18 protein-coding genes and 1 tRNA gene are annotated in these 25622 nt (G+C 48.1%); 10 read left to right on the top strand and 9 right to left on the bottom strand.

The window, feature by feature from the left end:
• Nucleotides 1–19 precede the first annotated feature (19 nt).
• The 4 genes from HMPREF0999_RS20045 to HMPREF0999_RS20060 form a co-directional block, all read right to left on the bottom strand.
• The gene (locus HMPREF0999_RS20045; protein WP_009276763.1) at nucleotides 20–1603 is read right to left on the bottom strand and encodes a bifunctional metallophosphatase/5'-nucleotidase; all 1584 of its coding nucleotides are present in this window, start codon (nucleotides 1601–1603) and stop codon (nucleotides 20–22) included.
• Between the two features lie 225 nt (nucleotides 1604–1828).
• A complete protein-coding gene (locus HMPREF0999_RS20050) occupies nucleotides 1829–4207 on the bottom strand; it encodes an ABC transporter permease (RefSeq protein WP_009276764.1) in 2379 nt (792 codons plus the stop codon).
• A gap of 148 nt (nucleotides 4208–4355) precedes the next feature.
• Entirely contained in the window at nucleotides 4356–5669 is a 1314-nt protein-coding gene (locus HMPREF0999_RS20055) for a SpoIID/LytB domain-containing protein (protein WP_005856209.1), read from the bottom strand.
• Nucleotides 5670–5686: 17 nt separating this feature from the next.
• Entirely contained in the window at nucleotides 5687–7684 is a 1998-nt protein-coding gene (locus HMPREF0999_RS20060) for an OPT family oligopeptide transporter (RefSeq protein WP_008771855.1), read from the bottom strand.
• A gap of 484 nt (nucleotides 7685–8168) precedes the next feature.
• On the opposite strand from HMPREF0999_RS20060, the gene recR reads away from it, so the two are divergent.
• From recR to HMPREF0999_RS20075, 3 genes are read left to right on the top strand one after another with little or no spacing between them, the layout of a single operon-like run.
• Nucleotides 8169–8795: a recombination mediator RecR gene (gene recR, locus HMPREF0999_RS20065; RefSeq protein WP_009276765.1), complete on the top strand. Its 627-nt coding sequence runs from the start codon at nucleotides 8169–8171 to the stop codon at nucleotides 8793–8795.
• Nucleotides 8796–8820: 25 nt separating this feature from the next.
• The gene (locus tag HMPREF0999_RS20070; protein WP_005856215.1) at nucleotides 8821–9987 is read left to right on the top strand and encodes a glycosyltransferase family 2 protein; all 1167 of its coding nucleotides are present in this window, start codon (nucleotides 8821–8823) and stop codon (nucleotides 9985–9987) included.
• A 17-nt stretch (nucleotides 9988–10004) separates the two neighbouring features.
• Nucleotides 10005–10520: a GNAT family N-acetyltransferase gene (locus HMPREF0999_RS20075; RefSeq protein WP_005856217.1), complete on the top strand. Its 516-nt coding sequence runs from the start codon at nucleotides 10005–10007 to the stop codon at nucleotides 10518–10520.
• Here HMPREF0999_RS20075 and HMPREF0999_RS20080 read toward each other — a convergent pair.
• Together HMPREF0999_RS20080 and HMPREF0999_RS20085 are read right to left on the bottom strand one after the other, a co-directional pair.
• Entirely contained in the window at nucleotides 10512–11108 is a 597-nt protein-coding gene (locus HMPREF0999_RS20080) for a YqgE/AlgH family protein (RefSeq protein WP_009276766.1), read from the bottom strand. The two genes, HMPREF0999_RS20075 and HMPREF0999_RS20080, sit on opposite strands and share 9 nt — an antisense overlap.
• Nucleotides 11109–11228: 120 nt before the next feature.
• A complete protein-coding gene (locus HMPREF0999_RS20085) occupies nucleotides 11229–12542 on the bottom strand; it encodes a pyridoxal phosphate-dependent aminotransferase (protein ID WP_005856221.1) in 1314 nt (437 codons plus the stop codon).
• Between the two features lie 143 nt (nucleotides 12543–12685).
• Between HMPREF0999_RS20085 and HMPREF0999_RS20090 the strand changes: the two genes are divergently transcribed.
• Together HMPREF0999_RS20090 and HMPREF0999_RS20095 are read left to right on the top strand one after the other, a co-directional pair.
• Nucleotides 12686–12759: transfer RNA gene (locus HMPREF0999_RS20090), tRNA-Asp, on the top strand.
• Between the two features lie 145 nt (nucleotides 12760–12904).
• On the top strand, nucleotides 12905–13807 hold the full coding sequence (locus HMPREF0999_RS20095; protein WP_005856223.1) for a helix-turn-helix domain-containing protein: 903 nt from the start codon (nucleotides 12905–12907) through the stop codon (nucleotides 13805–13807).
• Nucleotides 13808–13820: 13 nt separating this feature from the next.
• Here HMPREF0999_RS20095 and HMPREF0999_RS20100 read toward each other — a convergent pair whose 3' ends face one another.
• Together HMPREF0999_RS20100 and HMPREF0999_RS20105 are read right to left on the bottom strand one after the other, a co-directional pair.
• Nucleotides 13821–14384 carry a sugar O-acetyltransferase gene (locus HMPREF0999_RS20100; RefSeq protein ID WP_008771860.1) on the bottom strand — a complete coding sequence of 188 codons (564 nt, stop codon included), beginning with the start codon at nucleotides 14382–14384 and terminating at the stop codon, nucleotides 13821–13823.
• Between the two features lie 125 nt (nucleotides 14385–14509).
• Nucleotides 14510–15754, bottom strand: coding sequence for a family 20 glycosylhydrolase (locus HMPREF0999_RS20105; protein ID WP_010184305.1), 1245 nt, complete (start codon nucleotides 15752–15754; stop codon nucleotides 14510–14512).
• A gap of 100 nt (nucleotides 15755–15854) precedes the next feature.
• Here HMPREF0999_RS20105 and HMPREF0999_RS20110 point away from each other — a divergent pair, with 100 nt between their 5' ends.
• The 3 genes from HMPREF0999_RS20110 (at nucleotide 15855) to HMPREF0999_RS20120 (ending at nucleotide 20037) form a co-directional block, all read left to right on the top strand.
• The gene (locus HMPREF0999_RS20110; protein WP_009017861.1) at nucleotides 15855–16352 is read left to right on the top strand and encodes a hypothetical protein; all 498 of its coding nucleotides are present in this window, start codon (nucleotides 15855–15857) and stop codon (nucleotides 16350–16352) included.
• Entirely contained in the window at nucleotides 16349–17260 is a 912-nt protein-coding gene (locus HMPREF0999_RS20115) for a ThuA domain-containing protein (protein WP_009276767.1), read from the top strand. The genes HMPREF0999_RS20110 and HMPREF0999_RS20115 overlap by 4 nt, the downstream gene beginning before the upstream one ends.
• Nucleotides 17261–17793: 533 nt before the next feature.
• On the top strand, nucleotides 17794–20037 hold the full coding sequence (locus HMPREF0999_RS20120; protein WP_009276768.1) for an ATP-binding cassette domain-containing protein: 2244 nt from the start codon (nucleotides 17794–17796) through the stop codon (nucleotides 20035–20037).
• A 75-nt stretch (nucleotides 20038–20112) separates the two neighbouring features.
• On the opposite strand, the gene HMPREF0999_RS20125 is transcribed toward HMPREF0999_RS20120, so the two are convergent.
• Entirely contained in the window at nucleotides 20113–22935 is a 2823-nt protein-coding gene (locus HMPREF0999_RS20125; RefSeq protein WP_008780437.1) for a sugar-binding domain-containing protein, read from the bottom strand.
• 84 nt (nucleotides 22936–23019) lie between these two features.
• Here HMPREF0999_RS20125 and HMPREF0999_RS20130 point away from each other — a divergent pair, with 84 nt between their 5' ends.
• The gene (locus HMPREF0999_RS20130) at nucleotides 23020–23955 is read left to right on the top strand and encodes a tyrosine-type recombinase/integrase (protein WP_009276769.1); all 936 of its coding nucleotides are present in this window, start codon (nucleotides 23020–23022) and stop codon (nucleotides 23953–23955) included.
• A gap of 524 nt (nucleotides 23956–24479) precedes the next feature.
• Nucleotides 24480–25592 carry a transcription termination/antitermination protein NusG gene (locus tag HMPREF0999_RS20135; RefSeq protein WP_036745581.1) on the top strand — a complete coding sequence of 371 codons (1113 nt, stop codon included), beginning with the start codon at nucleotides 24480–24482 and terminating at the stop codon, nucleotides 25590–25592.
• Nucleotides 25593–25622 lie beyond the last annotated feature (30 nt).

Here is a 25622-nt window from a genome sequence, read left to right on the forward strand (position 1 = left end):
TCTCCACAAAGATACGGCTTTACTTTGAAATAACGGGCATATGCGTGGATTCTACCGTGATGGGTTTCTTGATGCCCTTTAGGTAGTCCATGAAAGCGTCGGTCGATATGATACCTAAATTATCGAATTCCGGGATCTCGTAGCCCTTGAATAAAGAGGCGTCGTACCCGTCTCCGCCATCGGTGATGAAAGCGTCTAGGGTCACCACGCAAGGGGTATTGTCCTCGATCTCGGTCTTTTGCCCGTCTCTCGTATAGACTATTTTCTCGATCTTATTTCCGCTTAGGGTAAGCGTGAGGTCGGAGGATTGAAGGAAACCGTTCGGATTCTTCCGTCCATCCTCCAATAGCTTCTTCAACCGCTTGCCGTCGAAACGATAGGCAACGATAGCGGAGCCGAAAGGCAAGATGTTGCCGGCACGCAGTCGGGTGATATCTCCTTTCGGGAGGGCCGCACGTATACCTCCGTAATGGTTTACGCCGATCACCGGCTGATCCTTGTAAGCGGGCATCTCTTTTTGGAAACGCTGGGCGTATGCGGCCGTGACCAACGCCCCGATAGGCGTATAGTCGAACTTATTGATGGTACGGTCGTGGATCAAGGCCTCTTTTGCCGTGGCAAGTTTCTCGTTCAGCCGATATTTATCCATGATCTTCTCCACGGCCTCTCGCATCTCCGGGTTCTCCTCGCAGGCTACACGCACGGTATCCCCTTGGATGAAAGAGATATCCCGGTGTCCGTTGAAATCCTGTATCTGGAACAGCAGTTTCCCGATATGGGTACCGTTTACTCCGGCTTGGATGATGGGGATGTTATTGATCTTATCGAGCACCAGCTCATGCGAGTGGGCGGATATGATGGCGTCTACCTTATCGATGAACGGCAGTCCTTGGGCGTTCTCCTCGGTGATGCGGTAAGGCATTTTCATATCCGTGCCGATGTGCATCAAGAGGATAATCATATCGATCTGGTCCTCTTTCTTTAACTGGTAGACGGTTTGTATGCACACCGCTCCCAGCGGATGCGTGAACTGAAGCCCTTTCAGGTTCTCCGGCTTGGTCTTGACGTAGGTGTCCGTCGTGGTCAGTCCGATGAAGGCTATGCGCAGGGAGGAGCCATCTTTCAACTTACGCTCTACGATACGGTAGGGACTCAACCAGTCGGGGTGAGTATATCTCTTCTCTTCGGTGATATTGGCGGCCACATGGGGGATATTCAAGGCGGCGGTGTCCACTAGATAAGGAAACCCCCAGTCGAACTCGTGGTTACCGATGGCGGACATTTCCACGTCCATCGCCTCGTACATCTCTTTGATAGGCTCGCCTTTCGTGATCTTGGAGAAATAGCTTCCGCTGAAATTATCTCCGCCTGAGACAACGATGGAATGCGGATAGCGTTGTTTCTCGTTTTGTGTCATTTGTACCAACCGGGCGGCTCCCGGCGTGATCCCGTCGGAGGCGAAAGCCCCATGGAAATCGTTGAATGAGAAAATGGCTAAAGTGTCTATCGAGCTGGACGGGGTGGCGATATCTTGCGCGAATAGGGGAGCGATTAGTGCGCTGCCTAGCAAAATCGCTGATACGAATTGTTTTTTCAGTCCCATGGTTGTATGTATTAATAGGGACAAAAGTAGGAAAAATAACGGGATTCACCGAGGAAAACGCCTGATTCGTCGAATTCTTTTTGATCGTTTTAAACCTTCGGCCTACCTTTGTGTCATAGTAATAGCTCGTGAGAGTGAAAGCGAACCGGTTGTTCATCATAACCGGGAAATAGGTAAACATTAAGTCAAAGGGCCGCCGTCCGGATAAGATGCGGCCCTTTTGATTTATTCAGACTTGAGGTTGTTTACGGGATTGTCGTGGGTGGTACGGAATACGTTATATCCGGAAACCGCCAGTATGACGGTGAGTACCAATACGCCTCCTCCCACGAATAGATACCAGGATAGCTGGATCTTTTCCGAGAATTGTTCTTGCCATTTTTGGGAGATATAGAAAGCGATACCGCAACCAAGTAAGATGGCCGGCAATGCCATGGTGATGATATCTTTCAAGAAAATATGGAGTATGTCTTTTACCGTGGCTCCGTTAATCTTACGGATCGCCATTTCTTTCCGGCGACGGTTCACCTCGTCGTTCGTGTATCCGATCAATCCGATGAAGACGATCAGCAAGGTGACGATGCCACCGATCATGACGGAATCACGGAATTTCCGGGAGGAGGTGTATCCTTCCAGCATCTCGCTCTTGAAGGAGATCACGTTGAGTTCTTTATCCGGGATGAGTTGCCCCATTAGATCCTGTGTCTTGCGTAGGGCCTCGGAAGAAAGGCTATGGTACCGAATGACCATATGTTGGGCCGCCCCTTTCGTATAGAACATGATCTTGGCTCGCGGATCTTCTCCCGCTATGGAACCTAGGCGGAAATCCTCGAATACGCCCCGGATCGTGAAGAGAGGCATCGACTCGGACTTGGTATCGTGTCCGGTTATTTGTACCGTCTTGCCCACGGCTCCATCCTTCCAGTCGGCGAAAGGTTTCATGTATTCAATGAAATTGCGGCTCACCAGTATCTCTTGCGAGGAGGTGGTATTCTCGGTGAAGTACTGTCCTTCTACGATCGGGATTTCCAATACGTTCAGGTAATCGTTTCCTACGTCGTAGAGGTCGGCGATGTTGAATAGTTCCCGGTCGTCTCCCGGAAGATAGACGTTATTGCCCGAGGCTCCCCAGAAAGGAAGGTTATAGCAAGTCGTGATGGCGTCTACCTCGGGCAATCTCTGGGTTTCCTCGATCAGTTTGGCACGCCCCGTGGAGTCTACGGCACCGATATACACATAGGCAAGATTCTCGGGATTGTATCCCGGATGATCATTCACCATATGGTCGTATTGCTTGCCTACCACTAGCAATAAGGAGGCGAGGAAGCTGATTGCCGTGAACTGGAAGAACAAGAGTCCCAATTTCCAAAGGCGGCGTGCCTCACGGATGCTCCGGAAAACAGCCGCTACAGGAATGCGTCCTAAGAACCAGCCGGTAGCTATGCCCGTAGAGATCAGTACGACTATGACCGTGAGGCATATCGCCCACATACCCGTGGATAGGAATAACGATCGGACTCCCGTGCCGATCAGCTCCTTTATAATTCCTTGAAATCCTAGGATCAAAAGTACGACCAGCGCTAGCGCGACGGTGACGTGGGTCCCTACCTCGGACAACGCCATACCTTGGATATCCTTACCGCTCGCCCCGTAACATTTGCGTACGGCCATCTCTTTCGTGCGGTTCACGATGGAGGAGATCACGATCAATATATAGTTCATTACGGCGGTGAAGATCAATACGAAGGCGATGAACGAGAGGATCAAGGCCATACGTTTGGCCATATCGTCCTCCATATGTACGTTGAGTAGTTTGTGGAAGGTGAAGGTCAGTTCCACGCCGGCTTTCTTAAGGTCGTTTACGGGGAAATGCTTGTCGATCATCTGTCTCATTCCCGCTTCCAATTGGGCCTCTGTCGTACCCGGCGATACCTTGACGAAACTTTGGTAACGGTCGTTTCCGGTTAACATATGGGTTCCGTCCCACATGAACTTGCTGATGGAGGAAAGGGATACGATAATGTCATAACTCTGTTCGGTGTTGTCCGGTAGTTTCTTGAATACGCCGCCTATCGTGAGGGCTTGTCCCGGTGCGTCGTCAATCTCGAAGCGTTTTCCCATCACGTTACCGCCGATACGTTCGGCGATCTCGTCGGATACGAGCACGTACATGGGTTGGGAGAGAACTTGCTTAGGGTCTCCGATGAGCATGGGGCGGGGCAATACGTCGAAAAGACAACTGTCCGCTAGGATGAAGGTCGCTTTGAGCCGATGCTTGTTGTCGGACATCGTAAAAGGGGAGTTTCCCCGGAAGTACGTATAGCGTGTGGCGGCCTCGATCTCTGGTGTCTCTTGTTTCAAGAGGGGGATTACTCCGGCGGGCGTTTGCCCGTGGTCGCCCACTTCCCCGTTCATGAAAAATTTCTCATATACTCGATAGATCCGGTCTCCGTTCGGATAGAAGTTATCGTAGGTGTTCTCGAAGTGGACTTTAGCGATCAGCACCAAGCCGATGGTCAGTCCTATACCCAAGGAGATAATCTTCATTACATTGTGTTGCCCTCTCTTAAAAAGGGAGCGAATTGCGATCCCGATGTTTTTCATATTGTTATTGTATTATTTTCTGGTAAGATAAAATCAAATACCGTGCCATTGTGTTTATGTGGTTGAAAAACAGAGGGGTGAGTGGCGTACGATTGTTTATGAGTGTCCAATAATTGGACAAGGGTGTCCAAAATCTGGACACCCTTGTTTAATACCTTTTCTCAATAGAGGCTCCGGGGAAATAATGCGTGAGGATTTTCCGGTACGAATATCCTTTGGCTCCCATCACGGCGGCTCCGATCTGGCAAAGCCCTACGCCATGTCCCCATCCGGCTCCTGTCAAGATGAAGCGGGAGGGGATATCAAGGCGGATATCCTTCTTATCGACAACAAAGGCCGAGCTGTATAGATGCGTCTCGGATAATGTCCGGCGTATCTCAAGCTCTTTGCCGATGGTGAACGAACGGCGTACCCCTACGATCTTGAGTTTCGTGATACGTCCGGACGAACCTCTTTCCAACGGTATGAGATCGATGATCGGCCCGAAATCCATACCCGTTTTCCGGTGGATCAAACCCGATAGTTCCTCTTGCGTGTATTCTACTTTCCAACGGTAGAAATCCGAGGTCTCTTGATCGTAGTTGTTTAGCACTTGGCTAAGGATCTCCTTGTCCGTTGTATTACAGAAGGCTTCGGGTGAGGTACGTATCCATTGTTCCGCTTCCCGCTCGTCCGTCAAGTCGGGATAGGAGGGAACCTCGTCATCCCTCAAGGCGGTAAGATAGGAGTGGGGAACCGGTTCCCAGCAATTCTCGAATTTCTCGGTCACGCCTCCGCAGCATTTCGAGAAGCGGGCGTCGCAGATCGTATCGTTATCCATCAATACCTCTCCACGTGTCTCTTTGATCACCTCCCTGACTATCGGGTTCGATGCCCGGGTAATACCTTGGTAACGCTGGCAATGGTCGTCGGCACAGACATCGAACAGATCATGGTCCTCCCGGTCGTACCAGCGGATCAAGGTCTCGTTGTTGCGGTAACAACTTTTATAGGGCGTAACCGATCCGTTCAAGTTGAAATTCTTCTCGACCTGTGCCAAGAGCCAGCTTCGCGAGATCACGGCATGGGCTTTCAGCAACTCTTTGGAAGCGTTGGCGCTCATCTCCGAGGAGATTACGCTGGTAAGGTATTCCTCCACGTCCACTTGGTTGATCGTGACGATACCTTTATCGGTCGCCACGAGGTTCAACGCTCCCTTGAAGCGTTGATCCTCCTGTCGTTGCCAGTGAAAATCCACGCCGATCGTGACCGCCTTCAAGTCGAAAGAGGATTGCGGGCTGGTCGGCTCGAAGAATAGCTCCTGATAAAGCTTCCCATTGTACACGATCTTGCCGTTTACCCAGAGGGCACGTTGCTCGCCTATGGTGAACGTGCCGGTTTCCGTATGTACATACTCCTCGTTAAAAACAAATGAGATTGCTTTGTGGGTCATGATTCCCACATTGATTACAGGTGCTTCCATATCCTTATTCCTTTATTCTATTCTTTTTTTGCGTTCAGGGAATTAAATGTGAGGTAAGCGATCATGACAAGGTACATGACAACCGCCAGTATCTCGGCGGCATTGCTAGATGCCCATTCCTCGTTCATCAAGTTGATTCCGCCGAAACGTAAGGCTGCGCTGACCACGCCCATCAAGGCGCCGCCGGCGATAAAGCCGGAAGCCAGTAACGTACCTTTCTCCAAGCGGGCTGAGTTCAAGCTTTGGTCTTTGCTACGGCTTCCTACGTACCAACTGATCGCTCCACCGATCAAAAGCGGCGTATTCAGGTCCAAAGGGATAAACATACCCAAGGCGAATGCCAACGCCGGTATCTTGCAGAAGTTCAATACGACGGCGAGGACGGCTCCAATTGCGTATAAAGCCCAAGGTGCCCCCGAACCACTCATCAATGGCTCGATAACGGCGGCCATAGCGTTCGCTTGCGGAGCGGCCAATTGTCCGGTCGTGAAACCGTACGTCTGGTTCAATATCAAGATCACGCCTCCTACCGTAGCGGCGGAAACTAGTGTGCCTAAGAATTTCCAAGTCTCTTGCTTGGCGGGTGTGCTCCCCAGCCAATAGCCGATCTTTAAGTCGGTAATGAAACCTCCCGCCATGGAAAGCGCTGTACAAACCACGCCTCCGATAATCAGGGCGGATACCATGCCGGCCGGCCCTTTCAACCCTACGGCGACCAAGATGATGGAGGCGAGGATCAACGTCATGAGCGTCATGCCCGATACCGGGTTCGTCCCTACGATAGCGATAGCGTTTGCCGCTACGGTCGTAAACAGGAAAGCGATCACCCCGACCAGCAATAAGCCGATGGCGGCATGGAACCAATTATGAAGTACGCCGAACTGGAAGAACAGGAAGGTGACGATCAGCGATACGATGATACCGATCGTTATCACCTTCATCGACAAATCCTTTTGCGTACGTATGGTATTACTCTCCACAGCGTCTCCTTTTCCTTTCAACTCGTTCGCCGCCAAGCCTACGGCTCCCTTGATGATTCCCCAAGAGTTGATGATGCCGATCACCCCGGCGGTAGCGATACCTCCGATACCGATGTGGCGGGCGTAGGTGGTGAAGATTTGCTCGGCGCTCATGCTCCCGACGGTCGCCGTGATAGCGTCATTTCCGAACGTAAGCACGTCGGCGCTGAAAATGGCGGACATGGCGGGGATGATTACCAACCATACCAAGAATGAACCGGCGCAGATGATCAAGGAATATTTTAATCCGATGATGTAACCCAGACCTAGTACGGCAGCGCCCGTATTGACTTTCAATACGATCTTGGCCTTCTCTGCCAGCATCTCACCGGCTCCGACGATACGGGTACTGATCGTCTCGCCCCACCAACCGAAGGTGGCGATGATGAAGTCGTACAAACCTCCGATTAATCCGGCGAAGATCAAGGGCTTCGCTTGGCTTCCGCCTTTCTCGCCGGAGACGAGTACTTGCGTGGTAGCCGTAGCCTCCGGGAAGGGATACTTACCGTGCATATCGGATACGAAATATTTACGGAACGGGATTAATAGCAAGATCCCGATGATACCTCCTAACAAGGAACTCATGAAAACCTCGAAGAAATTGACCGTGATCTCCGGATATTTGTCTTGCAGGATATAAAGGGCGGGCAAGGTGAAAATGGCCCCCGCCACGATCACGCCGCTACTGGCCCCGATAGACTGGATGATGACGTTCTCTCCCAAGGCGTTCTTCCGCTTGAATCCGCTGGACAACCCTACGGCGATGATAGCGATCGGGATGGCGGCCTCGAATACCTGACCGACCTTCAGGCCCAGATAAGCGGCCGCCGCGCTGAATATCACCGCCATGACCAATCCCCAAAGGACGGACCAAAGCGTAACCTCCGGATAGTGTTTGTTGGGAGACATAAGAGGCTTGTAGCTTTCCCCTTCTTTTAATTCTCGGTAGGCGTTTTCTGGCAGCCCGGTTACCTTTTCTTCATTTTCTGGTTTCACGATATTAAAATGTTAGATTATTAGTTCGTAATAGCTCCACCAAACGGGTGTTGGGTGACAAATTTATGTTTTCTGGCTGAGACATGCAAGGATTCTTTAGAATAGTTAGGGCAACCGTACCCAAATTATCTATATGAATTCTTACCCAGTAGCGTATGAATTCTTGTTCGCATGCTGTATAATTCTATAAACCACGGCGTGATCTGTACAGACCAAGTCGTGGAATATACAAATCACGTCGTGGTCTGTACATCCCACGGCGATCATTTGGAAATAGATCAAGTAGCAAGTATGTTTGTATATGGCAAAAAGAATGTTTATTACTTGAGGACATGAACAATTATACCTAGAGCAGTTATAGTTGTACATATCAAGCAAGAGATGTGCGACTTGAATGGGATGGGGGAGAAGCCGAGTAAATAATTTGAGGTTTATCGTTAATTCGTAAATTCTTTCTATTTTTGTAGTCAAATACAGAAAGTAGATGAATCAAAGATATCCTTCAGCCTTGTTGGAAAATGCCGTGAATGAATTGGCTTCCTTGCCGGGGGTGGGGAGGAAGACAGCGCTCCGGCTAGCGCTTTATATGTTGCGCCGGGACGTCGGCTATACGGAAAACTTCGCCGCGGCCTTGGTTGCCCTCCGTCGAGACGTGAAGTACTGCAAGATCTGCCATAATATATGTGATGATGAGGTTTGCTCTATTTGCGCCAACCCCAGCCGTGACCATTCCTTGGTTTGCGTGGTAGAGAATATCAAGGAGGTGATGGCGATAGAGAATACCGGGCAATTCCGTGGCGTATACCATGTGTTGGGCGGGATCATCTCGCCGATGGATGGTATCGGACCGAGCGACTTGCGTATCGACAGTCTGGTGCGACGTGTGGCCGAAGGTGAGGTGAAAGAGATCATCTTGGCGTTGAGCACTACCATGGAAGGCGATACGACTAACTTTTTTATTTACCGGAAGCTATCCGGTTACGATGTGAGGATCAGTGTCATCGCACGTGGCGTATCTATCGGTGATGAGATCGAGTATGCCGACGAGATCACCTTAGGACGATCCATTATCAATCGTACTGAGTTCAATCTCACCTCTTCTAATTCATAATCATAACTCATAATTAATATCCGGAATGACCTACGAAGAAACCAAGTTGTCCGTTATCATCGTTAACTATAACGTGAAGTATTTTCTGGAGCAATGCCTCTATTCTGTCCGTGCCGCCGTAACGGGGATGGACGCCGAGGTGTTCGTGGTGGATAATAACTCGACGGATGGATCTGTCGAATATCTCCGGCCTAAGTTCCCGGAAGTGGTTTTCATCGAGAATAAAGATAATCCCGGTTTCGCCAAGGCCAATAATCAGGCGATTCGCCAGTGCACCGGGGAATACGTGTTATTGCTGAATCCCGATACCGTGGTGGGAGAGGAGAGCCTCCGCAGCCTGTGCTTCCAAATGGATGAGGATCCGGAGATCGGAGCTATCGGCGTGAAGATGCTGAATGGGCACGGGGTATTCTTGCCGGAGAGCAAACGGGCTTTCCCTTCGCCTTGGGTGTCGTTCTGCAAGATATTCGGCCTTTCAAAGCTGTTTCCTAACTCTCCGGCATTCGCACGTTATAGCCTGCCGTATCTGGATAAAGAGCAGACGCATAAGGTGGAGGTGCTGGCGGGTGCGTTCATGTTGCTTCGCCATGAGGCGTTGGATAAGGTTGGCTTGTTAGATGAGTCGTTCTTCATGTATGGGGAGGATATCGATTTGTCTTATCGGATCGTGTTGGGAGGCTATAAGAACTTGTACGTGCCGGAACGGATCCTGCATTATAAGGGGGAGAGTACGAAGCATGGTGACTTGAGGTACATAAGGGCTTTTTACGGTGCCATGTTGATTTTCTATAAGAAATATTATCCGGGAGCCGGTTGGTTGATGCGGATACTGATCCGGTTAGCTGTCCTGCTGAAAGCTTGCTGGGCGATGATTTCAGCCCCTCTACGCAAGAAGGCTAAAGCGGTTAAGCATCGCCGCCTTTTGATCTTGTGCAGGGAGGATCATTTTGAGGAGGTAAAGGCCGTTTGCCTGAAAGCTATGCCGGATCTGGAATTCGTGAATCTCTGGGATTTGGACGTGGAGCGTGTGATGGATGCTATCTGTCGCAAGAACCAGATGAAAGGCTTTACGGACTACGCTTTCTGCTTCCCCGATGCCCGCTATGAGCAGATGCTCTTGTTCATGGACAAGCTCGTGAACAAGAAAGCGGTTTTCCATATATATACGAAGAAGAGTGGTCGGCTTGTTTAAGTAATCCTTGAGTAAATATGTTGTTGTCGAATGATAGAGTCCGTTTGAGGGCATTGGAACCAGAGGATCTGGAGTTGTTGTATCGTTGGGAGAATGATCCGGAGTTATGGGAAGTAGGGAATACCTTGGCGCCCTATTCCCGTTATATATTGAAGGAATATATAGCGGGTAGCGACCGGAGTATCTATGAGTCTCGCCAACTTCGCTTCATGATCGAGGAATGCGATACGGGGACTTCCGTGGGGATCGTGGATTTATTCGATTTTGAGCCGCATCCGAATCGGGCGGCTTGCGGTATTATGCTGGACCGTAGGTATCAAGGACGTGGCTTCGCTACGGAAGCGTTAAGGCTATTGATGGAATACGCTTATACGTTTTTGAAGCTTCATCAACTTTATGTGCATATTCCCGTGGCGAACGAGCCTAGCAAGAAATTATTTACCCGTCTGGGATTTGTCGAGGCGGGGACGCTTAAGGACTGGATCAGGACACCGGATGGTTATTCCGATGTCTGCATAATGCAGTTAATTTAAATACGGGTCCTTCGGATATTTTGTCCAAGTTTTATAATCATTGCCTAATAATTCTACGGAATCTTTCCAATAGCCCTCCCCGTCGGCAGACAAGATATTATCGGTGGTGATATGGCTTACGGCCCACGAGTTCCGTTTGATTTCATGGTTTAATTGCCCTTCGGTCCATCCGGAGTATCCCAAGAAAAACTTCACTTTCCCATTGATTGGGTGCCCGTTGAGGATGTATCGTTTCAATGCGTTGAAATCCCCGTCGAAATATAAATAATCATTGATCTTTAATGCGTCCGGAATGATATTATCCCCTAAGGAATGAATAAAGAACAAACGGTTGGGGCTGACCGGCCCCCCCAGATAAATCGGTATCTCCGGAAATTCGGCAAACTCCTTGAAAAAAGAGTTTACGATAAGATCCGTTTTTTTATTCAAGACAAATCCCATCGATCCGTGTTCCGTATGCTCTATTAATAATACGACGGAACGTTGGAAATAGGCATCTTGTAAAAAAGGCTCGGCAATCAGAATACTTCCTTGAATAGGAAGGACATCGTTATGTGTTATTTTAAATATATTTTTATAAGATGCCATGATCGTGAATGTTAGGTTGTTACTAATTCACCGACAATATAAGGCGTTTTTTAATAAGAAGCAAATGAAAAGCCCGGGATTCAAGTTAATAAACGTGAATCGACCGGGCTTATTGTTAATTTATGCTTGATGATTTTCCTCGAATAATCTCAGTCTTTCGTCCAGCAAATCATATTGGTGATCTTTTATGAAAGAGGTACAAGCCCGTAGTCCTTGTTGGTTACTGCCTGTGGTACTTAAAGATATGGCGCTTACTCCGTAATAAACCAGTTCTTCCATCAATTGTCCGCCGGTCATTCCCGGGTAACCGATCGTGAAATAGAAGCCGTCGGCTATCGGTTGGTCCAGATCGTGATCATAAACGATTGTGAAACCATGATCCGTAAAAATCTTCTTTAGTTTCTCCGCACGACGTCCGTATTCTTTCACTTGCGAGACAAAGTCGAACGTACCGTCCGCGGCGGCCTTGAACATAGCGGCTAAGGCGAATTGGGCCGAGTGGCTGGTTCCGGAAGATAGGGCGTATAAGACACGGTGGATATATACCGTACCGAACGTACCACCTCCATAACGCTGAGTCAATCCCGGATAGGAGCGATGGTAAAGTTTATTGGAGATCGCTGTCACGCCGATACGCTGTCCGGCATAGCTGAACGCCTTAGAGCCGGATATCTGCATGATATAATTATCGGTATAACGGGCTACGCTCGCTTGGTAAGGAGGCTCGAAAGGACATCCGAGGTCCTTGCGAAAATCCATGGCAAAATAGGCGAGATCTTCTATGACGATCACGTCGTATTTGTTGGCCATCTCGCCGATGATCTTCAACTCCTCGTCGGTGAGGCAAAACCAAGCCGGATTGTTCGGGTTGGAATAGATCATCGCAGCAATATTGCCTTTGGAAAGATGCGCTTCCAAGGCCTCACGCAATCGCTCGCCACGATATTCGTATACGTCGAACGACTCATATTTATAGCCCATAACGGCTATTTGCTGTTTCTGCACGGGGAATCCGGGGTCGATAAACAAGATGGTGTCTTTTCCCGGCGTACATTGTCCGGCCGTAAGGAAAGAGGCGTATGTGCCCTGCATGGAACCGGTTACGGGTACGCAACACTCTGGGTCTATATCTATATTTATAAACGCCTTGATAAAGCGGGAAGCTTGCTTTTTCACTTCGGGAGTTCCGTTGATGTTCGGGTAGATAGACGCTATACCGTTACGAAGGGCTTCGATCTCAGCGTCTACGCCTACTTGAGCGGCTTTCAAGCCCGGTACGCCCATTTCCATATGGATGAACTCGGTTCCCGTTTCTTGTTCCAATTGCGTGGATATGGCAACTACCTCCCGGATAGTCGCTTTCCCAAAATCGGGAAGTCCAAAGCCATCGATAATCCGTCTGGCTGTCTGATAGTCTACAGGAGTATTTTTCATGCTAGTGTTAATTATATATGGGGACAAAAGTATGAAATTTATCGATTTGTTCTAATTTTTTCATCCTAAACTATTGCTAATTCAAAAAATCCACCTATCTTTGCACCGCAATTCAACGGAATAGCGATAAAGAATAACATTTTGGTCTGGTAGTTCAGCTGGTTAGAATACATGCCTGTCACGCATGGGGTCGCGGGTTCGAGTCCCGTCCAGACCGCTTTTTATTTCTCCTTCCTCTTTTTAAATTTTCCTTTAATACATATTTTAATACGATATCATCCGGTTCTATGGATTTTGCCTGATGGCATGAGGTTGTTATATTTGGAATGTTTATCTTTGAGACCAATAAAACAGATAGCCTTATGGAGAATCTAATAAAGATCGATACCGTCGATCAATACAACAAGATGTTTGGCTTGGAGACGTTGCACCCATTGGTGAGCGTGGTAGATTTATCCAAGTCCGAGACATGGCCTACTAATTTCCGGGTTAATTATGGTATATACGGACTTTTCCTGAAAGATACGAAATGCGGGGATATTCGGTATGGGAGGCAATATTATGATTATCAAGAAGGAACCGTAGTAGGATTCGCTCCCGGGCAGGTGACGGGTATTGAGCTTAAGGATGGGACCCGGCCTTTGGCGCATGGGTTGCTTTTCCATCCGGACTTGATCCGTGGTACGGCTTTGGGACGGGACATCAAGCGTTATTCTTTCTTCTCCTATGAATCAAACGAGGCGTTACATCTCTCTGAGGAAGAGAAGGGGATCTTCGTGGATTGCCTGAGGAAAATCCAGATCGAGTTGGAGCACTCCATCGACAAGCATAGCAAACGGCTGATCGCGATGAATATCGAGTTGCTGCTCGATTATTGCCTGCGTTTTTATGACCGTCAGTTTACGACCCGTGCGGAGACGAATAAGGATGTGTTGGTGAGGTTCGAACGATTACTGGATGAATACCTGCAAAGCGATCTGTTAAGACAGGAGGGGCTACCTACTGTACGGTATTTCGCCGAGAAGATTTGTTTGTCCCCGAACTATTTCGGTGATCTGATCAAGAAAGAGACAGGGAAAACTGCCCAAGAAAATATACAAGACCGGATTATTTCCTTAGCGAAAGAATGGATATTAGGGACAAACAAGACCGTCAGCCAAATCGCTTACGACCTAGGATTCCAATACTCCCAGCATTTCAGCCGCATATTCAAGAAGACCGTGGGGTGTACCCCGAATGAATATCGGAAATCCCAGATGTCGTAATCTGTGTTACGGGCTATTGGATGTATTTTATGACCTTGGCGGGAACACCTCCCACGATGGCATTGTCCGGTACATCTTTAGTAACTACCGAGCCGGCTCCGACTATAGCGTTCTCGCCAATGGTTACGCCGGATAGGATCGTTGCGTTCGAGCCTACCCAGACATTCTTCTTCAGAACGATCGGGGCAGGGTAGGTAGTGCTCCGGTCCTCGGGGGCGAAGCCGTGGTTGAGGGTGGCAAAGACCACGTTATGCCCGATCTGGCAACCGTCACCCAGTGTCACCCCGCCATGATCTTGAAAATGACAGCAAGCGTTGATGAAAACGTTCTTGCCTACCGTGATATTCTTTCCGAAATCCGTATAGAACGGGGGGAATACACGAAAAGACGGATCGACCGGCTTATTAAACAAGCGGGATAACAGCTCACGGATTTCCTCGGGAGCGTGATATGAGCCGTTTAACTCGAATGTCATGCGTCTGGCCTCATCGCTCATCTTGTTCATAAACTGATGGATCTCGTCTCCTTTAAGAGGCTTTCTTGTCTCTACATACTTCAAGAATTCGTTTAGTGTCATAATTGCTATTTTAATAAGTTCTACTTCTTGGTTTGTTTATTCCTTTTCGATTGCAACGGCAAAGATCGATGAAATCCGGAGAAACTTTTGTAGATGGATTACAGGAATTATGACCTAAATTACATTCACCGATTCTCCAAGGTCTTATATTTCTCGATTAGTTTCTTGACCGTGACAGCGTCTGAGACCTCTTGCTTATAGGTAGTCGGGTTATAATAGGCCTCAAGGAAACTGTCTGCACCGGACCAGACTGTCTCGATAATTCCTTGGAAATGGCGAGACATTTCCGGATTTGAATGCTGGCGGAAATGGATCATATCATCTACCTGTTGAAGCGCTATCTGAGGTTTACGCCAAGGGCAAGTAGCAACGTCGAAGCCTTTCATGGCAAAGTAAACAGCGGTTTGCTCGGCACGCTCATAATGCCAGTCGCAGATAAAAACATCTTTCGGGATCAAGTCGATCGCACGGTAGGTATTGTTCATGCTGGCTTCCCAAGCGCCGATCCCGGTAGTTTTGCCATCGATCAGGCGGTCTCCCCATATCATCAATCGTTTGCCTTGTGAGGCTAAGTGGTTTTGTATTTTAGTGACCTCACCGGCATATAACTCAGCCTTGTCATGTCCGCCGCAACGGACGCAACTATCATGTCCGATATAAAAGACCTCGTCCATTCCGGCATGGAATAATTGAGTTTCGAAAACATCCGTCAACTCGTCTACTAAAGCGAATACGATTTTATGTACTTCCGGATGAAGCGGGCAGTAACTTTTACAATAAAGTCCGTCTGAGTTGGGCCAACCCGTATAGTTCTTGGTATCCACGTGTGGCGTCTCGTCGAACTCCGGATACTCACGTAATAAAGCGTAGGTAGTCTCAGCCCATGATTGATGCCCCAAGAGATTGATCTGGGGAGCGATACGTATTCCGTTATCCCGGCAAACCTTTACGATCTTTTTCACATCCTCTCGTGTGAGTGGGGTCGGATCCCTCAGTTCTGGATGGGACTCATAGGCATAATTCCAGTCTACCCGTAGAATCAACAAGTTGAAATGACTGGGAGCCAGTTCCTCTTGGACGAACTTCAAGAATAGATCCAACTTCTGTGCGGATGGAGCGGCGATGGCCAAGCCTCGTACGGGCATGATACTATCTAAACGGTTTGTCTCTGATTGGGCGGAAACTTGGGCTGAACCTATAGCCCATATAAGCAAGAATAGTCCGATAATCTTTTTCATATAGCGATATGTTTTAATGTTTAAATTTTTAATTTGATGTACGCTTTCGAAGATCATCACGCACATCGTGACGGCCCGGAGGATGTCGATGGCTATGTTACGTTGCGTAAAATCTATTGGTTGATCGCTCATAATATATTTAGACTAAAGGTGAATTTAATACAAGACAAATATAATCAATAAGAGACATATCATTACATTTGTGCCTTATAAATATGAATAATAATTAAAAATGATAGACATGATAAGACGATTGATTTATTGGGTTCTCCTACTTTTCGTTTGTATGGGCGCCCATGCCCAATTCCGGGTGACAGCCCATCAAGAGGGTTGGGACCGGATTCCTCCGCAAGCGCAAAAAGACGGCTTTTGGTTTCAACAATCCGTTTTAGCGAATATGGATGATGATGCCGCTATGGAAGAGGTCATGCTTTTCGGGCGGGATAATGGGCATTACCCTACTTTCGACCTGTTTAAGTTTTATTACGTGATCGTGGATAATTATACGAAAGAGATCCAATATATATCGGATGAGATCTATGTGACGGATAAATATGCGCTTACGGTGGAGGATCGCAATAATGACGGGATCTCCGAGTTATATATCGATTATTTCAAGGATGGGAAGTTTACGGTTGATGAGCGAGGATATAATTTGCGGACCACCCGTTGCTACGACCGTATCGAATGGAGCCCCGAGAGTAAAAACATTAAACCCCAACAACCATGAGAAAGTATATCTATTTTATAGCGCTTATCTGTTGCGCCTTATCAGCCTCAACCTCTTACGCCCAGAAAAAGGTGATAAAAACGATGATGATCGCCGGGCAAGATGGCAGTCATTATTGGCGAGGTGCTTGCGAGGCCATGAAGCAGATCTTAGAGAACAGTGGAATGTTTAAGGTGGATTTCGTCTTTACCCCGGATTTCGGAGGAGATATAAATACCTTTAAGCCCGATTTCGCTAAATATAACTTGGTTGTTGTTAATTACGGAGGTGAAGTCTGGCCCGAGCCTGTCCAAAAAGCTTTCGAGAACTATGTAGCGGATGGTGGTGGGGTCGTGATTATCCATTCCTCCGTGGTACCTATGGCCGGTTGGAAAGCGTACAACGAGATAATCGGCATGGGAGCTTGGGAGGGTCGGAACGAGAAAGACGGCCCTTACCTGTATTGGAAAGAGGGCAAATATGTATACGATTATACACCCGGTCATGCGGGTTATCATGGCTTGCAGCATGAGACGATCCTAGAGCATCGTGCGCCGGAGCACCCTATTTTGAAAGGTCTGCCTATAAGATGGAAACATTTCAAGGACGAGATTTATACCCGCTTGCGTGGTCCGGTACGGAATGTGGAGATATTGGTTACCGCTTATGAGCGTGGACGCCATGAACCGTTGATGTGGACGGTGAAGTGGGGGAAGGGGCGTGTCTTTGTCGATCTGTTGGGGCATTGCGGCAATGACCCGAATATGATTTACTCGATGGAGTGTACGGGTTTTCAGGTAACCTTACTAAGAGGGGCTGAATGGGCAGCCACCGGGGAAGTGACGCAAGAGGCCCCTCGGGATTTCCCATTGGAAGATACCTGTACGCTCCGTCCGGAATTCAAGGCTCCTTTCCATGCGACGAATTAAATGCCTTAATAAGATGGTGTCTTTCGACAGAATAATCAAATTGACAAATTGTAAAGTTAAGTCCCGGAGAATCGATTTTTCCGGGACAAAGTACGGCTCGCTCCTAAATACGCAAGAAAAAATCAGTAATCGTCTGTTAAATAGATAGATGTCAAAAAACAGCCTTTCATTCTAGCGAAATTAGTTCATCGTAATTCATATCTTATGGGTTGTTTGGGCTATCTCATAGGGGTACGATGGGGAAATGATAGGGTTATGATGCCTATTCATGACAGTTCATAACCCTATTCATGACTGCTTTCGATGCCCAACGTGACTATTGGCGTTGCCTAACACGACTAGTTGCGTAGGCTTTCATGACCTATCGTGTATAAAAAGCGGCCTTTTTGAGTAAAAAGCGCCATATATAGCTATCCTCTTTCCTCTACTTGGTAACCTCTCTCAAAAGGTAGTGTTACAAGATACGCTTTATATCTATTAAAAAGACAGGATTAGATCGTATCTTTGTCATTCGTTCATTAAAGTCATTGGTTATGTCAAATCAAGAATATATCAAGATCGAGGGAGCTTATGAGAATAACTTGAAACATATCTCTCTGGATATTCCGAAGAAGCAAATCACTATATTCACCGGGGTCTCGGGTTCCGGGAAATCGTCGTTGGTATTGGATACCATTGCCGCCAGTTCACGTCGGGAGTTGAATGAGACGTTCCCCAGTTTCGTGCAGCAATACCTGCCCAAATATGGCCGTCCGCATGTAGACCGGATCGGGAATCTGCCGGTCGCTATCGTGATAGACCAGCGGAAGCCCGCTCCCAACGCCCGTTCTACGGTGGGGACTTATACGGATATCTATTCGTTGCTCCGTCTGTTGTTCTCACGGGTGGGCAAACCCTTTGTCGGATATTCGGATACATTCTCCTTTAATCATCCGCAAGGCCGTTGTACCCGTTGTGACGGATTGGGGGAGATTCGTGAGCTGGACGTGCATAAGCTGGTTGATTTTGATAAATGCCTGAACGATGAGGACGTGATCCATTACGTCACCTTCCAGCCCGGCCAATGGCGATGGATACGTTATGCTTGCAGCGGCCTTTTCGATCTGGATAAGAAGATCCGGGATTATACGCCGGAGGAGTTGCGCTTATTCCTTTATTCCCCGCAAATCCGTTTGAAGAATCCTCCTGCCGACTGGCCGAAGACGGCGAAATATGAGGGCTTGGTAACCCGTATGTATCGCAGCATCATCAATTCCGAGGAAGGGAAGATCCATCAAAAGGTCTTGGAACCGATGGTTACGATGGGAATCTGCCCGGATTGCGGTGGGACCCGCTTGAACGATAAGGTACTTTCTTGCCGGATCAACGGGAGAAATATAGCCGAAGTAACTCATATGGCGATCCCCGAGATAATCGCTTGGCTTCGGGAGATTGATGACCCGTTGGCGAAAGACATGAAGCAGGCGATCGGAGGCCGGTTATCCGCCTTATTGGAGATCGGTTTGGGGTATTTGACGCTGGATCGCTCCATGGAAACCCTTTCCGGCGGGGAGGCGCAACGCTGTAAGATCGCTAAATATATCAACTCATCTCTTTCCGATATGCTTTATGTGTTGGATGAGCCGAGCGTGGGCTTGCATAGCCACGATATCCATTTATTGAAAGCCTCGGTCCGAAAGTTGCGGGATCATGGGAATACGGTCTTGCTGGTGGAACATCATAAGGAAATGATACAGATCGCCGATCATATCGTGGATATGGGGCCGGGTTCGGGTATGGAGGGCGGCCGTATCTTGTACGAGGGAGATTATGCGGGCTTACTCCGTAGCGATACCTTGACCGGCCGTATGCTAGGAGAAAATACCCCTCTGAAGGAAAGCCTCCGGATCCCGTCCGGTTGGTTTACGGTAAAGCATGCCCGTCTTCATAACTTGAAGGACGTGACGGTAGATCTTCCTATGGGAGTACTGGCGGTGATCGCCGGTGTAGCCGGTTCAGGGAAAAGCTCGTTGATGGAATGCTTCCGCCGGGATTTCCCCGAGGAGGTGATTTATATCAGCCAAAAGAATATCGGGATCAGCTTGCGTTCCACTCCGGCCACTTATCTGGGAGTTGCGGATGATATTCGTAAACTTTTCGCTAAGGAAAGTAAGGCTGGGCTTAGTATGTTCACGTTTAACGGAAAAGGCGGTTGCCCGGTTTGTGGGGGAAAAGGCGTGATCGTGTCTGATATGGCTTTTATGGATTCGATCGAGACCGTTTGTGAGGCTTGTGGAGGATTGCGTTATTCCCCGGAAGCCTTGCGGTATACAGTGGATGGTCTTACGATCGCCGAGGTGATGGACTTGACAGTCCGCAAGGCTTCCCTTCGTTTTGCGGGAACGGTGATAGCGGAGAAACTCCGTCCGCTTATGCTGGTTGGTCTGGGGTATTTGCATTTGAACCAAGCCTTATCCACATTATCGGGAGGTGAGTTGCAACGGGTGAAACTGGCGTCTTATCTAGGAACCCAAAGCAAGGTCTTTGTCTTGGATGAGCCGACGGATGGCTTGCACGTGAAAGATGTCAGGCATATTATCTCCTTATTCGATTCTATGGTAGATCAAGGCAATAGTGTCTTTTTGATCGAACATAATCTGGATGTCTTGAAAGCGGCGGACTATGTGATCGAGATAGGTCCTGGAGGCGGACTAATGGGGGGTGAGATCTTGTTTAGTGGTACTCCCAAGGAGTTACTATCCTGCGAGCGTTCCGTTACGAAAGACTATCTTGTTTGATGATTATGAATATTATAGGGAAAGAGACGCAGCACGCTGCGTCTCTATGTGAATATACGTCAAAAGTGAGGTCGCTTACTCATCATACGAGATATTCCCTAATTCCTTAATCTTCGAATCTCCGACTTGATGCGTGAATAACTCAATCAATTGAGCGGGCGTTAATGTCATCTGAGGCGAGAACTCGGAGGAATCCATATAACTTAATAAGCTATGGTATAATTGGCGGACTTCCGGGTATTCTTGTTGGGTTTCCAAGTCTGTCATACAGATTAATAACTTGCCCGGGCCGACATTGAATTCTTGGATCATCCCTAATTTATGATTACGCTCCACGTTATCGATCACCTGTACGATTGGCCTGTAATTATCCGGAAGCTGGTCCAGTATCAACGGATGGCTATTCTTTATCATCGTGAACCATTGCCAGTTTGTATGGAAATCCGTCGGGAAATGAGCGAAAACCGGATGAGAGGGATTCATTAATAATCCGAGGGTACCCGGAGAGACCGGTTTCTTTACCCATTCGCAGATGGACTTAAACATCCGGTAATTCCAGTAATCTGTCTGGAATAATCCTTCTACCGTCACGTTCTTGTAAGTCTTGGCATCCGGGAACCACAATACTTTCGCCCCGTTCGCCAATAAGTTCTCGGCCTGTTTATCCCATTTCTTAATAACATTGATATCCGTAGGGATTTGCACGTTATTATGTTCCGGATAAATCCATAACGGATAATGATTGTGATAATCCGTGCCCTCGATCGCCAGCCGTAAAGTATAGGTCTCAGCCTCTTGAATGGCAGGTAAAGCGATATTTAATGGGCCTACCTCGGCCAACGTACCTTGATTGATTTGCAGCGGTATGTTGTTTTGGGCGATTACTTGATCTTGACTATTCGTCAAGGTCCAAGTTAGATGTTTCCCTTTTAAAGTGGTAGGTGTATAGTTCGCTACCTTGATGGAGCCTTTGAGCGCCTCATTCCCAGAGTAACAGAATTTAGGTAGGAGAGCCAGTAATACGACATCATCGCAAGACTCTTTCCATTCCTTGGCGGTTATCAAGCCCTTATTATCCATAAAAGCGTCCAAGATACCGACTAACGCCGTGCCCTGTCCCGGATAATCCTGTAAATCCAATAATTGGAAGCCGGCCATTCCCGGAGTACGGAACGCCATTTCCATCTCGGCCCGGTAAAGTTGCGCCATCCATTTACCGGAAGCCTTGAAGAAATCATCCGCTTGTCCGGCCATACCGGACTCGCCCAGTCGTTTGCGGAATATCTCCAGATTCCAAGGTTTTAGTGCCCCGGTATATTTCTTGATTTCCTCATAATTCGGATAACATTGGAATTGCCCGGTCTCATGTCCGATGATAGGCAATGAACATTGTTCGATAGCGGATTCGAAATTCATGACCGAGTTTGGATAGGTATGGTTGATATAACCGCCATCCTCCGCATCTGCGAAAGAGAAGGAACCCCGGGTATGGTTGCTGAATACGTTAGCGCCGGGGACTCGACAGGTCGTGAAGTAATCGTCACCCGCCGCAGGGCCGTTGAAGCCTAGATAGTCATTCGATCCAGATGCGTATAAATGCCGTCCGTCCTCACTACGGAAACGGGCGATCATGTCTACCATCGCTTCTTGATCCCCGGAAAGCTCGTTGCCGATCGCCATCATGACGAAAGAGGCGTGATTCCCGTAAGCCTCCTGTATTTGTAATCCTTCTTTGGTGAGGAAATGGATCAAAGTGGTATCGCCCTTTTCCATCTTTCCCCAGAAAGGTAGTTCCGGTTGGAGGTAAAAACCTTCGATATCGGCCGCCTCGAAACAAGCTTTAGGAGGACACCATGAATGGAAACGGCAATGATTGATACCGTATTCCTTGGCGATGCGGAAATAGCGTCTCCATGCTGCGGTATCCATCGGTACATGGCCTGTAAGCGGAAATACGCAAGCATCGTGTTTTCCACGAAGGAAGGTGGTCAATCCGTTGATGTTGAATTGTGTTCCTTCTGCTTTGAAATCTCTTAATCCGAAAGTAGTACTTTGGCTATCTTGGATATTCTCTCCTTGGATGTTCGCGGTCAAGCGATACAGGGTAGGGGAGAACTCGCTCCATTCCAAGGCGTCATCACCCATCGGTATTTGGAATATGATCTCGTCTTGTTGAACTACGATATTCTTATTGAATTTGATATGGTGCTCTAAGCCTGTGTTGAAAGCCTCCATCTCTATTTGAACGGCGGCTACGATCATTTGCTCGAATGGATTTGAAAGCTTTATTTTTACGTCCACCGTTTTTTGATCCGCATGTGGATATACTTGTATCCGGCGGATATGGAATTGTGGACGGGCTTCCAATTTCAGGTCTCCGATAATACCGTTCCAGTTTGTCTGCGTGGATTCCGTATAAGCGTGTGAATTGTCCAATAATTGGGGCGGAACGCTCAAACCGTTATCGACTAGAATAGTCAAGTGATGCTTCCCAGCCCGGAGATATGCGGACAGATCGTATTCTTGAGGGGTGGAAATATGGTCGGATGAACCGACATATATGCTATCTACCCATATTTGGGTCGGTTTTGTTCGCTCCAAGATTAACCAAATGCTCTTGCCTTCCCAATTCTCTGGAATCGTGATCTCTTTCTGATACCAAGCCTTACCTTGATAGCGGAAGGGCCTAGACAAATGAGTTGTCTCCTCCTTATCATTGTTAGGGTATCCTTTTTGGTTGGTGTCCGTGGTACCCGGTAATTGAACTTGCTCGGTGACATCTGTTGAATCCAATCGTAATTCCCAGCAACCGGCAAGCGATAATTCCTCTCTACTCTCTTTGGGAGTTTGGCATGCGAATAGCATGAGCATAAGTGGAATACTCCAAAATCTCTTCATGGTAATGTTTTTACTCTAAATATGGTTTACTTAATTAATAGTGTACAAAGGTAGTATTTTTGGCTTTTTTATTAAGGAGAAGATATGAAAAAAGAAGAAGATTTTGTTATGGGCCTGTCCATCTACATGGCTTGTCTGCGTGAGAAAAAACGGTATTCCACGGCGAAGAGTTATCAAGATGCCTTGAACTCGTTCAAGTGCTTTTGCGGTATGGAGGCGATTCCTTATGCCTATATTAATAGGAACAGGCTTTTGTGCTATCAGTCATGGTTGTTGGACAAGGGCCGTTCGTTGAATACGGTGTCTACCTATATGCGTCGGATTCGTCACATTTATAACTTAGCCGTGGAGGCGAACGAGGCTCCCTTTGTACCCAACCTGTTCAAAGATGTCTTCACGGGCGTTGAAAGCAAGCGGAAGAAGGCGTTGCCGCAAGAGATGCTGGAGCGTATGTTTAACGCTGAATTGGAGGATCAATCCTTGCGGCGTGTACAGTTGACCGTTCGGTTGATGTTCGCGTTCAGCGGGATAGCGTTTGTGGATCTTGCGCATTTGAAATGGGAGAATATCCGGGATGGGATATTGCAGTATCACCGACAAAAGAGCGGGTCTCTCATACAGCTGGAGATTCCCTCCGGGGCGTTGCGGCTGTTGGATGAGTTGTCCGCTTGTACGGCAAAGGAATCCCTTTATTTATTTCCTTTTTTGAGTGGAAGGAGAACCGGTGAGGCAGCCTACAAAGAATATAACAGGACCTTGTCCCGCTTTAACCGTGACTTGAGGTCGTTGGCGAGATCGACGGGCGTTACGCTTCCGGTCACCTCATATACGATCCGTCATTCATTCGCCTCGTTCTTGAAAGAACAAGATGTATCGATCGAGGTTATCAGTGAGTTGTTGGGGCATAAGTCTATTAAGACAACACAGATCTATTTGAAGAGCTTCTCGTTGGAACGTTTATCGAAGGTGAACCGGAATTGTTTTGAGAGCGTGTGTAAACCGATACCCAAAGTGGGGTAAGAGGCTTGCTACTCGGGAAGTAGCGTATTCTTTCACGGCGCAAAAGTAATAAAAAATAACAAATAACAAGCAATCATAAGGCTTAGTTTGTTCATTAGTTTGTGCTCCGACCTTGATTCTCCTTAAATCTTCGTTCTTATTCCTAGTGCATAGACATGGCAATAGAGACGAAATGATCTCGTATTTCCTACATCATCACGTCCCTCCTAAAAATCGAACATACATTCTTGTAGAGACGGGGCGTGCCCCGTCTCATCCCCTCAAAATGGTATTCTAAATTACTGTCAGACGGTGGGAGACGGAGCACGCCCCGTCTCTACAACTGGGTAATAACCATTTTCCAACCTTTTAAGCTACTTCCCGAGTAGCTTAATATTTCAAGCGGTGGTGATTTTCAGAAAAGCCATTTTTAAAGACATAAAGTGTTGTTTATCAGGAGTAAATATGGTGCTCTTGGTAGGGCTTTGAATTGTCGTGAGGCTTGAGTGGAGATCCTGCTATAATCTTAGGAAAAGATAATCATAATGATGAATGTTTTGAGAGACGGTCGCTCGGAGAGGGGTACGGCGCGGGTTGGCAAGCGTCATGACCTGAAGACTGTACGCTGGTACGTGCTCACGCTTCCTACTACGGGTGTGGCACGACGTGACAAGATCAGCCCCGCTAAAAGCTTGGATGCCGAGCTTTCCCGGCGCAAGCGTCGTGGGGAGACGTTGTTCGAGTATTTCGCCCCCTCCTATGTGGAGGTGAGGAAGGTGGACGGAAAGATGGTCAACACGAAACGACCCCTGCTGTTCAACTACGTGTTTGTCCGGTCCTCGGTTGAGGAGATCTTTCAGATGAAGCGCACGCTTCCCCTATACAATTTCCTTCCCCGGGTCTCTTCCGGAGGCATGACTCATTTCCCTTATCTGTCGGATGACGAGATGGGGAATTTACGTTGGGTGGCGGAATCTTATTCCAACGAGCTTCCGGTGTACGTACCGGACAGCGACCGCTTGCTGAAGGGCGACCGTGTGCGTATCACGTCCGGTTATTTTACCGGTATGGAGGCGGAGGTGGTGATCCAGCCGGGTGGCGGTCATAAAGATGTGATGGCTCGTATCCTCGATTGCATGTGGGTCCCCTTGTTGGAGGTGAAGCCGGGCGAGTACGAGCTGATCGAGCTGAACACCAAGGGCAAGCACGTCTATACCCATCTGGACAACGACCGCCTGCGGGAAGGCTTGCACGATGCCTTGGGACGTTACCATGCCTCCGGCAACGTATCAGAGGAGGATACTCGTTTGGCCCGTGAGGTGTTGAGATCCTACGGTTCGCTCCGTGCGGAGACGGACGTGATGCGTTGCAAGATCTACTCATTGCTTCTTTCTGCCTACAAGTTGTTGGGCGATGAGGAGGAGTTCACACGTTTGCATGACACGATGCGTGGTATGCTCCCGGTGGTGAAAGCTCCGCAATCCCGTGCTTTGTTGCTGGTGACGCTCTACGGTTGCACGGACAGCGCCCTTTACCGGCAGATGGCGCATGAGGTGGTGGATCCTTGGCGGTGTGAGTCCTCGCCCAAGAAAAGCAAACAGACTTTAATCCGTCGCTTGGACGATTACGATCGATGGCTGAGACATGATGAACAATGAATAATGAATAATTCAAAAATCATAAATCAA

The organism is Parabacteroides sp. D25, assembly GCF_000307475.1.
In the GTDB taxonomy this organism is placed as follows: domain Bacteria; phylum Bacteroidota; class Bacteroidia; order Bacteroidales; family Tannerellaceae; genus Parabacteroides; species Parabacteroides distasonis.

Coding starts and splice junctions, on each gene's coding strand:
- HMPREF0999_RS20045 (WP_009276763.1), bottom strand. CDS start 1,603: ATGGGACTGAAAAAACAATTCGTATCAGCGATTTTGCTAGGCAGCGCA.
- HMPREF0999_RS20050 (WP_009276764.1), bottom strand. CDS start 4,207: ATGAAAAACATCGGGATCGCAATTCGCTCCCTTTTTAAGAGAGGGCAA.
- HMPREF0999_RS20055 (WP_005856209.1), bottom strand. CDS start 5,669: ATGGAAGCACCTGTAATCAATGTGGGAATCATGACCCACAAAGCAATC.
- recR (WP_009276765.1), top strand. CDS start 8,169: ATGAATCAAAGATATCCTTCAGCCTTGTTGGAAAATGCCGTGAATGAA.
- HMPREF0999_RS20070 (WP_005856215.1), top strand. CDS start 8,821: ATGACCTACGAAGAAACCAAGTTGTCCGTTATCATCGTTAACTATAAC.
- HMPREF0999_RS20075 (WP_005856217.1), top strand. CDS start 10,005: ATGTTGTTGTCGAATGATAGAGTCCGTTTGAGGGCATTGGAACCAGAG.
- HMPREF0999_RS20080 (WP_009276766.1), bottom strand. CDS start 11,108: ATGGCATCTTATAAAAATATATTTAAAATAACACATAACGATGTCCTT.
- HMPREF0999_RS20085 (WP_005856221.1), bottom strand. CDS start 12,542: ATGAAAAATACTCCTGTAGACTATCAGACAGCCAGACGGATTATCGAT.
- HMPREF0999_RS20095 (WP_005856223.1), top strand. CDS start 12,905: ATGGAGAATCTAATAAAGATCGATACCGTCGATCAATACAACAAGATG.
- HMPREF0999_RS20100 (WP_008771860.1), bottom strand. CDS start 14,384: ATGACACTAAACGAATTCTTGAAGTATGTAGAGACAAGAAAGCCTCTT.
- HMPREF0999_RS20105 (WP_010184305.1), bottom strand. CDS start 15,754: ATGAGCGATCAACCAATAGATTTTACGCAACGTAACATAGCCATCGAC.
- HMPREF0999_RS20110 (WP_009017861.1), top strand. CDS start 15,855: ATGATAGACATGATAAGACGATTGATTTATTGGGTTCTCCTACTTTTC.
- HMPREF0999_RS20115 (WP_009276767.1), top strand. CDS start 16,349: ATGAGAAAGTATATCTATTTTATAGCGCTTATCTGTTGCGCCTTATCA.
- HMPREF0999_RS20120 (WP_009276768.1), top strand. CDS start 17,794: ATGTCAAATCAAGAATATATCAAGATCGAGGGAGCTTATGAGAATAAC.
- HMPREF0999_RS20125 (WP_008780437.1), bottom strand. CDS start 22,935: ATGAAGAGATTTTGGAGTATTCCACTTATGCTCATGCTATTCGCATGC.
- HMPREF0999_RS20130 (WP_009276769.1), top strand. CDS start 23,020: ATGAAAAAAGAAGAAGATTTTGTTATGGGCCTGTCCATCTACATGGCT.
- HMPREF0999_RS20135 (WP_036745581.1), top strand. CDS start 24,480: ATGATGAATGTTTTGAGAGACGGTCGCTCGGAGAGGGGTACGGCGCGG.